Genomic DNA, 15,026 nt, shown 5'->3' on the forward strand with positions numbered 1-15,026 from the left:
ATGTCGTTATCAGGGTTTGATACTGGCGCCATGGCCGGGCAAGTCATTAGGGACAACGATGCCGTCAATTAACTCGGCGCCGCAGCAGGGGTCCGGCGCCAGGTTCAGGTGGGAGTCCAGATCGATGTGATCCAAAAGCCCGGTTATCGACGCGCCAGCGGAAATAGACATTGATGATTCGCTCTTGCAACCGATCATGGTTTTGAGGTTAAACGCACGCGCCACGGAAATTATGCGTAATGCTTCGGTGATACCGCCGCACTTCATCAGTTTCAGATTAACGCCGTCCACGGTGTCGGCCCATTTGACGATATCCTTGGAGTAACGACAGGACTCATCCAGATAAACAGGCAACGGCCGATTTTTAAAAATGGCCGCAAGTTCGCTTTCCTGTCCCTCGGCTAACGGTTGCTCGACGTAATCGGTATTGCGCTCGGCCAGCCATTTCATCATAAAGATAGCGTCTTTGACGCTCCAGCCGCCGTTGGCATCGACACGCACGTTAACGTCATAAGGTTTTGTGCTCTCTGCGACCTGCATAAACATAGCCTGGTCTGCCTCAATGCCTTCTGGAGAACCGAGTTTAATCTTTAGTGATTTAATTCCAGTGCCTTGGAGTAACAGGGGAACACGCTGTTTGACTACCTGCGGGGAATTTATGCCAATCGTTACTGAGGTCGGTACGCTGGGTTTGCTGATGCCGAGCAGTCGATACAAGGGTAGATTGGCTTTTTTACCGAGCCAGTCCCAAAGCGCGATATCCAGTCCAGCTAACGCGCAGGCGGCGATGTTTTGCTCGCGACCACGTTGGTGGATTTGATGAATGGATAATCCACTTAAATCCTCATCGAAAAACTCGGACAACATGTTTTGCGCTTGCTCTGCGGTGGCGGCGCCCTCGTTTTTTCCGGGAGATAATTCACCCCAACCGGTAATGCCCTGATGGGTAACAGAAACAAAAAGATTGTCGGAACCCGTGCTTACCCCGCGACTGATTGCCAGGGGGAAGCGCTTGTTAAGATGCAGGATCTTAAATTCGATTTTCATTTGAGCCGGCTTGCACCGAGGTAACCGCAACCAATTGCACAATATCTTGTACGCTGCATCCGCGAGAAAGATCATTAACCGGGTGTTTAAGCCCTTGAAGTATCGGCCCCACGGCGGTTACGCCACCGATGCGCTGGGCTATTTTATAGCCGATATTTGCGGACTGTAATTCGGGAAAAATAAACACATTTGCAGGCGCATCGACGGCGATATTCGGTGCTTTTTGTTTCAGGATATTGGCAACAATTGCCGCATCAAATTGCACTTCTGTCATCAGCGTAAGGTCAGGTCTTGTTTGGCTGATTATTGTTCCGGCTTCAATTACTTTATCCACATGCGGATGCTTTGCACTGCCCGCCGTTGAAAAAGAGAGCAGCGCAACTTTTGGTTCCAGCCCGGCCAGATTTTTTGCGCTATCGGCCGAGGCGATGGCAATGCTTGCCAACTGCTCGGCATCAGGCTCAATGACCAATGCGCAGTCTGCGTAAATGGCGGTGCCTTGAATGGCCTGATGGGCCAAGTCATGCTGCATTAAAAAGAAACTGGACGCCAATTTGCAGGTCGGTTTCATGCCAATCAGTTGTAACGCTGTTTTTACCACATCGGCGGTTGTGTTTACCGCGCCGGCGACCAACCCGTCGGCATCGCCGCTAATCACTTTGAGCGCGGCAAAAATCAGCGGGTCGGCAACCTGTTTGCGCGCTTGGTCTAGCGTAAGTTTTTTCTGCCGCCGCGCTTGAAAAAGAGTATCGATATATTTTTCGGCGTTATCGCTTTGCCCGTCTTTTTTTTTGGGATTCTCGATCTCTACATTGGTCAGGTCGATGTTATGGCCAATATGATGAGAGCGGGCCAATTGCGATACGTCATTGCGGTCTCCAATTAAAATGACTTGCGCCAGCCCTTGCTGGGAGATTAAGGAAGCGGCTTCAACAACCCTGAGGTCGCCGGCCTCGGGCAGGACAATCCTTTTCGGATTTGCCTTGGCTTGCTTGATAATGTGTTTAATTGAATTCATCGAGTGCCTTTTCATTCCAGGCTTTCGGAAATGGTGCGCTCACGACGATGACAATCGCCGCGAGGGAGGTGCGGAAAATTTGTTGAGAAAAGCGCGGTGAAAAGCATGGTCGGGATAAAACGCCATCGCCATCACGCTTTCCTTGTGAGCATGCTCCCGCTATACAAAATCCTTATACTTCGCCAAATGTCGAATCGGTTTGCTTAGCGCATCGCGGCGGAACGGGTCGCCGAGTTCGCGCGTGCACATGATTTCGATGACCGTGGTTTTTCCGTGGTTCATTTGCAGGTCAACGGCTTTGGTCAAGGCCGGGCCGACCTCTTCCAGTTGATCGACGGTGATGCCTTCGGCGCCCATGGCGCGCCCGATTCCGGCGAAACTGTGATTTTTCAAATCGTCGGCGACAAAGCGGCGACCATAGAAATCCACCTGGTTCTTTTTCTCGGCGCCCCATTGGCGGTTATTGAAGACCACGCCAGTCACCGGCATGTTGTGGCGCACCGCGGTGATAATCTCCGTCATGCTCATGGTCCAGGCGCCGTCGCCGGAGTAGGCGATGGCCGGACGATCAGGGGTCGCGCATTTAGCGCCAATTATGGTCGGTAGTGCGTAACCACAGTTACCAAAACTCATCGGCGCGAGGAAACTGCGCGGCTCTTCAAACCGAAGATAGCTGTTGGCGATGGCGTTGATATTGCCAATGTCAGTAGAAACCATAGCATTGGCAGGCATGGCATTTTCAAGTTCACGCAACACTTGGCGAGGATGCAGCCAGTTGCCCGCTTCACCGCTTTGCTCTTTGATCATGTCCAGACTATAGCCGTCTTTTTCGTGAATCCATTCATTCAACTCGGCTTCCCAGTCTGCCTTATCGGTATCGATCTCAATGGCGCGGGCATCTTTGCTGGCATCGCAGGTCAGCGTTCGCTCATTGATTCGCGCAAGCAACGCCTTCGCCGCCGCACCAGCGTCGCCACAAATGCCGACTGAAATTTTCTTAACCAACCCCAGCATTTTGTGATCGGCATCGATCTGAATGATTTTTGCATCCGTCGGCCAGTAGTCTATGCCGTACTGGGGAAGGGTGCCGAAAGGTCCAAGCCGGCTGCCCAACGCCACCACCACATCAGCTTTGCTGATTAGCGACATGGCCGCTTTGGAACCGTGGTAGCCGAGCGGGCCGCACCAGAGTGGGTGACTTGCCGGGAATGAATCATTATGCAGGTAGCTGTTGACCACTGGCGCACCAAGACGCTCGGCCAACGCCTTGCAGTCCTCAACGGCATCAGCCATGACCACGCCGCCGCCGGAAATAATCACTGGAAATTTCGCCTCGGTCAGCATTTGTGCGGCCTCGTTCAAGGTCGCATCGCCGCCGGGCCCGCGGTCGAGGCGCATGGGTTGTGGAATATCAATATCCACATCGCCATAAAAATAATCGCGCGGGATATTAAGTTGCGTCGGTCCCAGTTCGGAATGAGCGCGGTCAAAACACCGGGAGGTATATTCAGCCATTCGATTCGGGTTGTTGACATGCCCCTGATACTTGACGAATTCCTCAAACATCGGTAACTGATTGGCTTCCTGAAAACCGCCCAAGCCCTGCCCCATGGTGCCGGTTTCCGGGGTAATCATGACCACCGGAGAGTGCGCCCAATAGGCCGCGGCGATAGCGGTAACGCAGTTACTGATGCCCGGACCGTTTTGCCCGATGACCACGCCATGGCGTCCGCTGACCCGGGAATAGCCGTCGGCCATGTGTCCCGCGCCCTGTTCATGCACCACCGACACCAGGCGGATACCGGCGGGTGCGAATATATCCATCGCATCCATAAACGCCGAGCCCATGATTCCAAATATATCGGTTACGCCGTGCGCCGCCATGGTTTCCACAAAGGCTTCGGAAGTGGTCATTTTTGTCATGGGTTAAGTTCTCTTGAATGGTTTGGTTAATAAAATAAGTTTAGATTTAAATTGATTCCAATCAGCATAAATTTCGTAGAGATGATTGTTTGTTAGATGCCCACCGCCAGCGTATTTTCTCATCAACATGGTTTCCTATGATAAACAAGTAGCGCGTATCTTCATTTTCCGGGAAAGCGGCGTTGGCGTTCTGCAAATATCCGATGCACTCATTTATCTTTTCTTGCACTCCATCTTTCAGGTGACCATATGAAACAATGACTTTTAACGGCGAGCGGACGAAAATCAGTTTCCACATCTCTTCGTGAATTTTGTGCATGTTGTTTTCATGTTCGATTAACACATCGAAAAAAAGCGGATAAGTATATTTACCGTCTGTGTTCATGTAGTCGTTGCACTCGGACACAAAACCGACATCCACGCGAAACAGTTCTTCATCCCAATAATACATTTCGCGCGAAAGGGTGCCCGCGAGTTTGCATTTGACCTGTTTCAAAAATGCCTCTTTTTTATCAGTCAACATGGCCTCAGTCCAGTCTCCCCAAGATCCTTCGCCGCTAAATTGGTTTGAAAGGCATTTATTTTGGTCTTTTTTCTCCCACACGGCGCACCATGCTTTGCAAAAATCATCTTCGGTAACCCGGCAATTATCACTGTCTGTTTTCATTTTTTTCCTCATTAAATAAAAAAGTGCGTCGTGTCGGTGGCGATCAACGGGCAAGTTTTTCAAAGTGCGAGTTCATCGATATAAAGGTGGAACAAACATTTTGCAACTCGTGCGATGCGTGATCCCAAAACACGACATTGACGGTAAAGCCGTTCTCAATCAAGCCTTGAACTACGGGCACATAGTCGCCATCGCCGGCAACCAAAACAAATTGGTCTTTTGATGCATCGGCTTCAGTGAAGGCGTGTATGAGCATTGCCGTGACAATGCCGGTATCGATTTTCTTTTCTTTGTTACTCAAGTTGCGGTCTACAATGACCAACTCAAATCCAGCGGATTCTGCGACCGCCCACAACGAATCATTTGGTGGCGGACGCGAACCGAACAACATGGCGCGTTCCGCGTTTGAGCTTCCATTGCCGGCAACCAAACTATATAATTTACCGAAGTCGAGGCGATAACTTGAGTCGAAAATCTGACGGCTGATCGCATCCTGTATGCTCAACGCGTTACCATTTTTCACCGCCGCTACGCGTTGCCCTTCAATAAAAACATTTGAGTTATCAACATAAACAAATTTTGACATTTTCTGCTCCTGATGCAAAATATTTAATTTTCGCAACGGCAAAACTATTGCTGCAACGCCGTTTCCGCATCCACATATTCATAGCCCAAATCCTCCGCTACCTTGCGGTGCGTAACCTTGCCCGCATACACGTTCAAGCCGTTACGCAAATGAAGGTCGTCCAGCATCGCCTGTTTCGCCCCTTTGTTTGCCAATGCAATCGCAAAGGGCAAGGTGACATTATTAAGCGCGTAGGTTGAAGTGCGCGGCACGCCGCCGGGCATGTTGGCGACGCAGTAATGCACCACATCGTCCACCACATATATCGGCTCGGCATGGGTGGTGGCGTGCGAGGTCTCGCAACAGCCGCCCTGGTCGATGGCGACATCGACGATGACCGAGCCGGGTTTCATGTTGCGCACCATCTCGGCACTGATCAACTTGGGTGCTTCGGCACCGGGAATCAGCACGCCACCGATAACCAGATCGGCACTTAACACATGTTGCTCGAGCGCATCGACGGTCGAAAATACCGAATTGGTTGAACGCCCAAACTGCTGCCAATGTTTTTCGATTGAATTCGGGTTGTTATCCAACACCCAAACATCCGCGCCCATGCCGACCGCGATGTGGCAAGCATGCGTGCCGACCACGCCGGCACCCAGAACAACAACTTTGGCCGGATCAACGCCGGGAACACCGCCCAGTAACATTCCCAATCCGCCGTGGGGTTGTTCGAGACAATAGGCGCCGGCCTGAATCGACATGCGCCCGGCCACCTTGGACATCGGCGCCAGCAGTGGCAACCCGCCGTGCTTTGATGTGACGGTTTCATATGCGATGCAAGTCGCGCCGCTGGCTACCAGGTCTTTGGTCTGTTCCGGGTCCGGTGCGAGATGCAAATAGGTGTAGAGGATTTGTCCGGCACGCAACATCGCGCGCTCTTCCGCTTGCGGCTCCTTGACCTTGATGATCATGTCGGCTTCGGCGAAGACCTGCTCGGCGGTGTCCGCCACCCGCGCCCCGGCCGCCGAATACGCATCATCGCCGGCGCCGATGCCGGCGCCGGCATCGGTCTCCACCACGACCGTATGCCCGTGCTTGATCATTTCGCGCACGCTGGTCGGCGACATGCCCACGCGGTATTCGTGGTTCTTGATTTCCTTGGGGACGCCGATTAGCATGTCTTCTCCTCGATCATTTTGAACAGGCACTAGTGACAAACAGTGGGGAATTTGTCGAGTGGAAAAATCGCGATTATAGCCTGATATTGTGGCGCCAAAGCTTACCACACGACAATCCGGATTTTGTGACCAGTTGATGCAAGCGAGAAATCTGGGTCCGTTTTTGGGTCTCGTTATATGTATCTGTACAACCTGAATGCGGACCCTATCCGTAGGGGGATACTCCGTAGAATGTGTCGCAGGGAAGAGTTGCGTAGGAATGACGGGTCTTTATTATCCCGTCATTATCGGGCTTGACCCGATAATCCAGTGAAACTCACGCGGCGAAGCCGCACCATTATTAGACAACAAACCACCAAGCCCGATAATGGCGAGACGAAGGGATTTGGGAGTGCGGGGGTCGCCGCCCGTATTGAATGGCTGCACCGGGTCGTTGCGCTCAGGGTGTATAATAAAAAAAGGTCTTATTAACATTAATTTCGCTTGTCGCGATTTCTACAAAAACCGGCCTCAGGCCGAAACCACCAACGCATGATTCGGGTTGATTCTCTGCATAAGCATTTCGGCGGCTTGCGCGCCGTGGATAACGCCACGCTTGAAATCCAGCAGGGCGCGATCACCGGTTTGATCGGGCCCAACGGCGCCGGCAAAACCACCTTGTTTAATGTCATCGCCGGGGTCTATACCCCGACCTCGGGCCATATTTATCTCGATGGCGAAGACATCACCGGCTTACCGCCGCACCAACTTTTCGCCAAGGGGCTGATTCGCACCTTCCAGATCGCGCACGAATTTTCCAGCCTGACGGTGCGGGAGAATTTCATGATGGTGCCGGGCATGCAGAGCGGCGAGCGATTGATGAGCGCTTGGTTGCGGCGCGCCGCGATGCGACGGCAAGAGCGGCACATTCGTGATCAAGCGCAACAGGTGATCGAGTTTTTGCATCTTGCGCAAGTGGCCGATGAACTCGCCGGCAACTTGTCCGGCGGGCAGAAAAAACTGCTCGAACTCGGCCGCACCATGATGACAGACGCCAAAGTGGTGCTGCTGGATGAAGTCGGCGCCGGCGTCAATCGCACCCTGTTGAACGACATCGGCGACGCCATTATCAGATTGAACCGCGAACGCGGCTACACTTTTTGCATGATCGAACACGACATGGCATTCATCACGCGCCTGTGCGACCCGGTCATCGTGATGGCGGAGGGGTCGGTGCTGACCGAAGGCAGCGCCGCCGAAGTCAAAGCCGACGAGCGCGTGATCGAAGCCTATCTGGGTCGTGGGCTGAAAAACAAACCGGCGGCATCGGTGCAAGCGTCATCGGCACAGGCATCATCGGTCTCGCAGGCGCAGCCGGCATGAGTTTTCTCATCGGTGAAAACATGCGCGGCGGCTATGGCGGCGCGGATATTCTTAGAGGCTGCACGGTTGGCATCGCCAAAGGCGAGATTGCGGTCATTGTCGGACCGAACGGCGCCGGCAAATCGACCGCCATGAAAGCCATGCTCGGCATGATCAAGCTGCACCAGGGTCGTGTCCTGCTGGATGGCGAAGATATTTCTTCGCTGACCCCGCAGGCGCGGGTGGCGCGCGGCATGGCTTTCGTGCCGCAGACCGACAATGTGTTTGTGACCATGACGGTGCAGGAAAATCTGGAGATGGGCGCCTATCTGCGGTGGGATGATTTCACCGAAACTATGCAGCAGGTGTTCGAGCTTTTCCCCATCCTCGAGAAAAAACGTCGGCAAGCCGTAGGCGAGTTGTCCGGCGGTCAGCGACAGCAAGTGGCTGTCGGGCGTGCGCTGATGACCAAGCCTTCGGTGCTGATGCTGGACGAGCCCACTGCCGGGGTCTCGCCCATCGTCATGGACGAATTGTTCGAGCGCATTTTGGAGGTGCGCAACAGCGGCGTCGCCATCCTTATGGTCGAGCAGAATGCGCGGCAGGCGCTCAGCATCGCCGACCGCGGCTATGTGCTGGTCATCGGCGAAAACCGCCACACCGACAGCGGCGCGGCGTTGCTCGCCAACCCGCAAGTGCGCAAATCTTTTTTGGGTGGATGACGCTTGCCTTTTTTGCCGCCAGGCATCGTTGTGGTGCGTCGCTCAATCGGTCACGCATTATGTATGCGCTCCCTCATTCGCTCCTTCCACGCGACCGCCAAGGATGGCGGAAGTGCAAATAATGTCGGGAACAATTATCTGCCGGCCGCCAGGGATGGCGGAAGTGCAAATAATGTCGGGAACAATTATCTGCCGGCCGCCAGGGATGGCGGAAGTGCAAATAATGTCGGGAACAATTATCTGCCGGCCGCCAGGGATGGCGGAAGTGCAAATAATGTCGGGAACAATTATCTGCCGGCCGCCAGGGATGGCGGAAGTGCAAATAATGTCGGGAACAATTATCTGCCGGCCGCCAGGGATGGCGGAAGTGCAAATAATGTCGGGAACAATTATCTGCCGGCCGCCAGGGATGGCGGAAGTGCAAATAATGTCGGGAACAATTATCTGCCGGCCGCCAGGGATGGCGGAAGTGCAAATAATGTCGGGAACAATTATCTGCCGGCCGCCAGGGATGGCGGAAGTGCAAATAATGTCGGGAACAATTATCTGCCGGCCGCCATGGATGGTGGAAGTGCAGATTTTGTCGGGAACAATTATTTGCCGACCGCCATGGATGGTGGAAGTGCAGATTTTGTCGGGAACAATTATTTGCCGACCGCCATGGATGGTGGAAGTGCAGATTTTGTCGGGAACAAAAATCTGCCCGTGCTTGACGACAAAAATCCTGCGCTTATTTTTTTCGTTATCGTCACCACGCATATTATCGTCACCATACCTATAATGTGTCCGTCATTGTCATCGTCATCGCCATTAACCTCATCGCGCGCTGTCATCATCGCCCATTAACATGAACGACTTGCTGAACGCGCTGGTGTTGCTGGCCAATTTTGTGCTGATTCCAGCGTTATCTTATGGCGCGCAACTGGCGCTCGGCGCGCTTGGCGTTACCCTGGTTTACGGGGTTTTGCGATTTTCCAACTTCGCGCACGGCGACACCATGGCGTTCGGCACCATGGTCACCATCCTCGCAACCTGGTGGTTGCAGTCCGCCGGAGTGAGCATCGCGCCATTGCCCACGGCGTTGCTCGGATTGCCTTTTGGCATTGCCGCCACGGCCGCGCTGTGCGTGGTGGTGGACAAGACCGTGTACCGGCATTACCGCGTTCAAGCCCGCCCGCCGGTGGTGTTCGTGATCGCCTCGGTCGGCGTGATGTTCATGATTAACGGCATCGTGCGCTTTATCATCGGCCCCAACGACCAGCAATTTGCCGATGGCGAACGGTTCATTATTCGCGCCCGCGATTTCAAGCAGATGAGCGGCCTGAGCGAAGGCTTGAGCATCAAGGTATCGCAGGGGCTGACCATCGTCATCGCGGTTTTGCTGGTGGGCGCGCTGTTCTGGTTTCTGCAAAAAACCCGCACCGGCAAGGCCATGCGGGCGTTTTCTGACAATGAAGACCTGTCGCTGCTATCGGGCATCGACCCCGACCGGGTGGTGCTGGTAACCTGGATACTGGTGGCCGCGTTGGCGACCATCGCCGGCACGCTTTACGGGCTGGACAAGAGTTTCAAGCCGTTCACCTATTTCCAGTTGCTGTTGCCCATTTTCGCGGCCGCCATCGTCGGCGGCATCGGCTCACCGGTCGGCGCGATCATCGGCGGATTCGTCATCGCCTTTTCCGAAATAACGATTACCTATGCCTATAAAAAATTCTTGATCTATCTGCTGCCGCCGCAGTGGCAGCCCGAAGGGTTGATGCAACTGCTGTCCACCGATTACAAGTTTGCGGTGTCGTTCATTATTCTGGTGCTGGTGCTGGTGCTGCGACCCACCGGCATCTTCCGCGGGCGGGCGTTGTGAAAAGTCGCTTGCCTTTTTGCCGTCATTACCACGCTCAGTAATGTGCAAACTTAATCACCGGCGCGCCAAGCCATGAACCGACCAACACCAACCCTGCGCGCCGGTATCGCCTTCGCGGTCATGGCCGCGTTGCTGATATTAGTCGGAATCGGGCAGTCGTGGTCGCTCGCGCTGGCCATTCTGAACCTGTGCCTGATCTCCGCGGTCATGGCGTTGGGCGTCAATATCCAATGGGGTTATGGCGGCCTGTTTAACGTCGGCATCATGGGCTTTGCCGCGCTCGGCGGGGTCGCCGTGGTGTTGGTTTCCAAAGCGCCGGTGGCTGGCGCCTGGGCGGCCGGCGGGACGAATTTAATTCTCGCCGCGGTGTTCGGCATCGCCACCATCGTCGGCGCGGTGTTGTTGTATCGACGCTTGCGCAAAGGCATCTTGCGCCTGATTGGCATGGTCGCGGTCATCGTCCTCGGCTATGTTGTCGCGCGCTACTTTTACGACCCGGCGGTGTTGTCGATCGAAGCGGTTAATCCAGCCAAGCACGGCTACCTCGGTGGCCTCGGACTGCCGGTGATCATTTCCTGGGCGGTGGGTGGTTTGTTGGCCGCCGCCGCGGCCTGGGTGGTGGGCAAGGTCGCCCTTGGACTGCGCTCGGATTATCTCGCCATCGCCACCTTGGGCATCTCGGAAATCATCATCGCGGTTTTGAAAAACGAGGACTGGCTCACCCGCGGCGTCAAAAATGTCACCGGGCTTCCCCGCCCGGTGCCTTATGAAATCGACCTGCAACAAACCGCCTGGTTTATCGACTGGGTCGAAAAGCTGAACGCCGCCGAACTGGCGTCGCTGTCGGCTGAGGCAAAGATCGGCGCCGTGCAAAAACTGGTGATCGACTATTCCAGTTTGTTTGTGAAACTTTGCTATACCGGGCTGTTCGCCGCCGTGCTCATCATCATTTTGATGCTTAGCATCACCGCGTTGAACTCGCCTTGGGGGCGGATGATGCGGGCGATCCGCGATAACCCTATATCGGCCGGCGCCATGGGCAAGAATATCACCGCGCGCCATCGCCAGGTGTTTATCCTGGGCTCGGCGGTGGTCGGCATCGCCGGCGCCATGCTGACCACGCTGGACGGGCAATTCACCCCCGGCACCTACAATCCTTTGCGCTTCACCTTCCTGATCTGGGTCATGGTCATCGTCGGTGGCTCGGGCAACAATCTCGGCGCGGTATTGGGCGGATTTTTGGTGTGGTTCGTTTGGATAGAGGCCGAGCCGATCGGGCTGTGGCTGATCGACAACGCCACCGGCTGGCTCGGCGAAGACAGCGCGGCGAGAATTCACTTGATGGAGCGCGCCCAGCACATGCGGCTATTCCTGATGGGGCTGGTGTTGTTATTGGTAATGCGCTTCAGCCCCGGCGGGATTTTGCCGGCAACGGGTGGGCGGCGTTAGCGTATTTCTCGATGTCGGGTAACTTCGGAGATACCTTTTCGTATTGAATTATTTGTTATGATTCGGATGAAGCCATGTTTGGAAATTCATCGTGGATGTGTGCGGACTCTGTCCGTTTGCTTGCTATTGAGCGCAAAAATTTAACGAGGTGAGAAGAATGACGGCTAACACATGGCATTGGAAAGGGGCAAGATGGATTTACGCATACGTAGTGTTTGTGATTTTTAATGTAGCACTAGTTTTTTCTCCAGAGGTGCAAAAAAGTGCGAGTGGGCACGGTTTAATCATTGCTTTTATTTTCTTTTTTTCGATCTATTGTGCAAAAACCGACTTCGATAAAAACAGAACGATTCTGAAAAAAATAGTATGGATTATAGGTCTTCAGATTGGTCAATCGATTCTCGGGGTTATTTTTCTTTTCGGTTTGGCAAAAACAGGAATGGTGCCAGTGGGGTCAATACCAATGTTAGCAAATATGACAGCAGGCATCATAATTTTATATCTTGCTATGAACAGGTCAACGACCTTTGTAAGTCGTACATTTTATGGGTTATAGTCGTTTCATGCGGGCAAAAGACGACAAAAAACTACCGAAGAAAAATATGCAGGACTATCACCTCATGGCCGAACAATACAGACCGGCCAAAATCGAATATCTCCTGATCGGAGAGGCGCCGCCGCCGTCTGGAGTGTATTTTTACAAACCAATGAAGCTTCCCCGGATACGTGAAGTCGAAAAAAACCAAAGCCTTCCAGCTACAATATTCAACCACTACTTCAAGAGGCTACCCAAAAACGACGAGGTGTATTTATCCTTGTTGGGCGCATTAAAGCAAAGAGGTATATTCCTTGTGGATATTATTGACGATCCTATTAAGGTGCGGTCTCGTGCAGAAGGAGTTAATCCAGACAGCATTCAAAAAATTATAGCGGGAATCAAAACATTAAAGGCTAGATTGGAGCAACGAGACATAGTGATTCCAGAAAATCGAATGACTTTTTTATTGCCTCGGCAGCATTATGTTAAAGATATCCGAGCAGAATTTCCAAATGCATGTCGCCGACGATGGAAAGATTTTAGAATGAACACTAAAGCGTGCATATGTTGTGCAAACGGAAACTAAATGCTCTAATAAATACCTCTAATGGGCAGTAAAAAGCAGGGTTCCTCAGTTTCTCGCCACTTTGCTTTTTGCTGTCGCTTGCGAAGCAACCCCTGAGCAACAGCCGGTCATTTCAGCGAGTGAATCTCGATAAAAACCCCGGCACCAGGGCCGGGGTTTTGTGGTCGACTTATCGAACCCCCTCAGCGAACCCGAACGGTCTCGAATTTGCCGTTTTTGACTTCCAGTTCCTTGTAGGAGCCGAATACTTCGCCAACCTCGTTGAACTCCACATTAGTGGCGCCGACATAGTTCACCTCGCCGCCGGCGGCCAGGATTTCCAGCCCCTTGGCCAACTCGCCAACGGCAATTTCCTCGCCCGGCGCATTCGCCACCGCCATCATGTTGGACTGAATCGCGGCGCGTTCGGCGGAGCCAGCGGCCTGTATCGCCAGCACCAATAATGCTGCGGCATCATAGGATTCGCCGCGAAACGGGCCATCGCCATTCACCCCATTGCGTTCGGCGTAGTCGAGGAATCTGGTGGCCGCATCGTTGGCCCCGCCGGGCAGGGTGCCGATGCTGCCGTTGAGGTCATCGCCGATGGCTTCGATCAGGGATTCGCCAATCATGCCATCGGCGAGGATGAAGTTGCTGAACGCATCGGCGTCCAGCGATGCCTGGATAATGCCTTTGCCGCCTTGGTCAACATAGCCGAATACGGCCAGGTGCTTGGCGCCGGACGCGGCCAGCGCGCCGACTTCAGCGGCATAGTCGGCTTTGCCATCTTCGTGCGCGGCGCTGATGGCGACCGTGCCGCCCGCTGCTTTGAACGCGCCGGTGAACGATTCCGCCAGGCCCTTGCCGTAGTCATTGTTGGTGTAGGTGAGCGCGACATTTTTGATGCCTCGCTCGGTTAGAACATCGGCCAGCACTTGCCCCTGGCGCGCGTCCGAAGGCGCGGTGCGGTGGAACAAGCCGTTGTCGTCAATGTCAGACAACGCCGGCGAGGTGGCCGACGGCGAGACCATGACCACGCCGTTTGGAATGGCAACGTTGTTGGCGATGGCAGTGGTCACCCCGGAGCAATCGGCGCCCATGATGGCGGCCACGCGGTCGGCGGTGACCAGCCGTTCGGCGGCCGCGACAGCGGCGGCGGAATCCACGCAAGTGGAGTCGGCGCGCACCGAGGTTACGGCGCTGCCGCCAAGCAGCAGGCCGGATGCGGAGGCTTCTTTCAGCGCCAGTTCGGCGCTTTCCGCCATGCCGGGGGTCAGCGATTCAATCGGGCCGGTAAAACCAAGAATAACGCCGATCTTGATATCCTCGGCCAGCGCGGTCGCGGACAGGAGCGCAAGAACGGTTGCCGCGCAGGCGGCGCTCATAACTTTCGTCAGTTGGGTGGACATATTTGCGAATCTCCTCAAGTTTGATATATATTGAACAATTATGCTGAACCGAATCGAACCGCCGGGCAATGCTAGTGGCAATAAAGCGGGTATAAAGCTGACCGGGCCACGTTGGATTCGGCGCGTATGCCCGTGATTATACTTGGATTTACCCGATATGGCATTGCTATTATCAATCTTGGGTTCAACGCCCTCAGCCCATCCAAAGGCAGGGCATGGAAGAAGAGCAGCAGCTGATTTAATGGCGAGGCTAACGCCGCCAGGGTTTGATTTGCCTATCGGCGGTTCTTGCAGGGTTCCAACTCGCTCGGCCGTCATTATCGGGCTTGACCCGATAATCCAGTGAAGATACCCGCGACGACAGTCGCGACCTTATAAAAACGGGAATGGCGCGGCCGACGAAACGGGTGGAATAGATACCCATTCCCTTGCCGATTTGCTGGTAAAATCCGTCCATGCAAATTTCTCATGAAAACATGAATGGCACAATTTCTCTAAGCCAATTTCCCTAGGCCAATTTCCCTAGGCCAATTTCCCTAGGCCAATTTCCCTAGGCCAATTTCCCTAGGCCAATTTCCCTAGGCCAATTTCCCTAGGCCAATTTCCCTAGGCCAATTTCCCTAGGCCAATTTCCCTAGGCCAATTTCCCTAGGCCAATTTCCCTAGGCCAATTTCCCTAGGCCAATTTCCCTAGGCCAATTTCCCTAGGCCAATTTCCCTAGGCAAGTTTCTGATCA

Annotated in this window: 15 protein-coding genes; 7 read left to right on the plus strand and 8 right to left on the minus strand. The window is 54.0% G+C overall.

Going from position 1 to position 15,026, the window contains the following annotated elements; all coding sequences use genetic code 11:
• Positions 1–9 precede the first annotated feature (9 nt).
• The 6 genes from ACP158_RS07330 to ald all read right to left on the minus strand — a co-directional run bounded on the left by ACP158_RS07330 (position 10) and on the right by ald (position 6,404).
• Positions 10–1,047 carry a mandelate racemase/muconate lactonizing enzyme family protein gene (locus ACP158_RS07330; RefSeq protein ID WP_424948285.1) on the minus strand — a complete coding sequence of 346 codons (1,038 nt, stop codon included), beginning with the start codon at positions 1,045–1,047 and terminating at the stop codon, positions 10–12.
• The gene (pta, locus tag ACP158_RS07335; protein WP_424948286.1) at positions 1,031–2,065 is read right to left on the minus strand and encodes a phosphate acetyltransferase; all 1,035 of its coding nucleotides are present in this window, start codon (positions 2,063–2,065) and stop codon (positions 1,031–1,033) included. Before pta ends, ACP158_RS07330 begins: the two co-directional genes overlap by 17 nt.
• 159 nt (positions 2,066–2,224) lie before the next feature.
• A complete protein-coding gene (gene xsc, locus ACP158_RS07340; protein WP_424948287.1) occupies positions 2,225–3,988 on the minus strand; it encodes a sulfoacetaldehyde acetyltransferase in 1,764 nt (587 codons plus the stop codon).
• 61 nt (positions 3,989–4,049) lie between these two features.
• Positions 4,050–4,655, minus strand: coding sequence for a hypothetical protein (locus tag ACP158_RS07345; protein WP_424948288.1), 606 nt, complete (start codon positions 4,653–4,655; stop codon positions 4,050–4,052).
• Between the two features lie 43 nt (positions 4,656–4,698).
• The gene (locus tag ACP158_RS07350; RefSeq protein ID WP_424948289.1) at positions 4,699–5,241 is read right to left on the minus strand and encodes an NYN domain-containing protein; all 543 of its coding nucleotides are present in this window, start codon (positions 5,239–5,241) and stop codon (positions 4,699–4,701) included.
• A 44-nt stretch (positions 5,242–5,285) separates the two neighbouring features.
• Complete coding sequence (gene ald, locus ACP158_RS07355; protein ID WP_424948422.1) at positions 5,286–6,404, minus strand: alanine dehydrogenase; 1,119 nt, start codon at positions 6,402–6,404, stop codon at positions 5,286–5,288.
• A gap of 531 nt (positions 6,405–6,935) precedes the next feature.
• Here ald and ACP158_RS07360 point away from each other — a divergent pair.
• The 7 genes from ACP158_RS07360 (at position 6,936) to ACP158_RS07390 (ending at position 12,901) form a co-directional block, all read left to right on the plus strand.
• Positions 6,936–7,766 (plus strand): ABC transporter ATP-binding protein, encoded by an 831-nt coding sequence (locus ACP158_RS07360; protein ID WP_424948290.1) that lies wholly within the window; start codon positions 6,936–6,938, stop codon positions 7,764–7,766.
• Positions 7,763–8,467 (plus strand): ABC transporter ATP-binding protein, encoded by a 705-nt coding sequence (locus ACP158_RS07365; RefSeq protein WP_424948291.1) that lies wholly within the window; start codon positions 7,763–7,765, stop codon positions 8,465–8,467. The genes ACP158_RS07360 and ACP158_RS07365 overlap by 4 nt, the downstream gene beginning before the upstream one ends.
• A 3-nt stretch (positions 8,468–8,470) precedes the next feature.
• Positions 8,471–9,313 (plus strand): hypothetical protein, encoded by an 843-nt coding sequence (locus tag ACP158_RS07370; RefSeq protein ID WP_424948292.1) that lies wholly within the window; start codon positions 8,471–8,473, stop codon positions 9,311–9,313.
• 1 nt (position 9,314) lies between these two features.
• Positions 9,315–10,328, plus strand: coding sequence for a branched-chain amino acid ABC transporter permease (locus tag ACP158_RS07375; protein ID WP_424948293.1), 1,014 nt, complete (start codon positions 9,315–9,317; stop codon positions 10,326–10,328).
• A 72-nt stretch (positions 10,329–10,400) separates the two neighbouring features.
• Complete coding sequence (locus tag ACP158_RS07380; protein WP_424948294.1) at positions 10,401–11,777, plus strand: branched-chain amino acid ABC transporter permease; 1,377 nt, start codon at positions 10,401–10,403, stop codon at positions 11,775–11,777.
• A gap of 157 nt (positions 11,778–11,934) precedes the next feature.
• Positions 11,935–12,333: a hypothetical protein gene (locus ACP158_RS07385; protein ID WP_424948295.1), complete on the plus strand. Its 399-nt coding sequence runs from the start codon at positions 11,935–11,937 to the stop codon at positions 12,331–12,333.
• Entirely contained in the window at positions 12,323–12,901 is a 579-nt protein-coding gene (locus tag ACP158_RS07390; RefSeq protein WP_424948296.1) for a hypothetical protein, read from the plus strand. Before ACP158_RS07385 ends, ACP158_RS07390 begins: the two co-directional genes overlap by 11 nt.
• A 182-nt stretch (positions 12,902–13,083) precedes the next feature.
• Here the strand turns inward: ACP158_RS07390 and ACP158_RS07395 are convergent, their stop codons facing one another.
• Together ACP158_RS07395 and ACP158_RS07400 are read right to left on the minus strand one after the other, a co-directional pair.
• Positions 13,084–14,265 carry an ABC transporter substrate-binding protein gene (locus ACP158_RS07395; RefSeq protein WP_424948423.1) on the minus strand — a complete coding sequence of 394 codons (1,182 nt, stop codon included), beginning with the start codon at positions 14,263–14,265 and terminating at the stop codon, positions 13,084–13,086.
• A gap of 274 nt (positions 14,266–14,539) precedes the next feature.
• Complete coding sequence (locus ACP158_RS07400; protein WP_424948297.1) at positions 14,540–14,746, minus strand: hypothetical protein; 207 nt, start codon at positions 14,744–14,746, stop codon at positions 14,540–14,542.
• Positions 14,747–15,026: the final 280 nt, after the last annotated feature.

The sequence above is a fragment of the Candidatus Spongiihabitans sp. genome (genome assembly GCF_965247905.1).
GTDB lineage: Bacteria > Pseudomonadota > Gammaproteobacteria > Arenicellales > Poriferihabitantaceae > Spongiihabitans.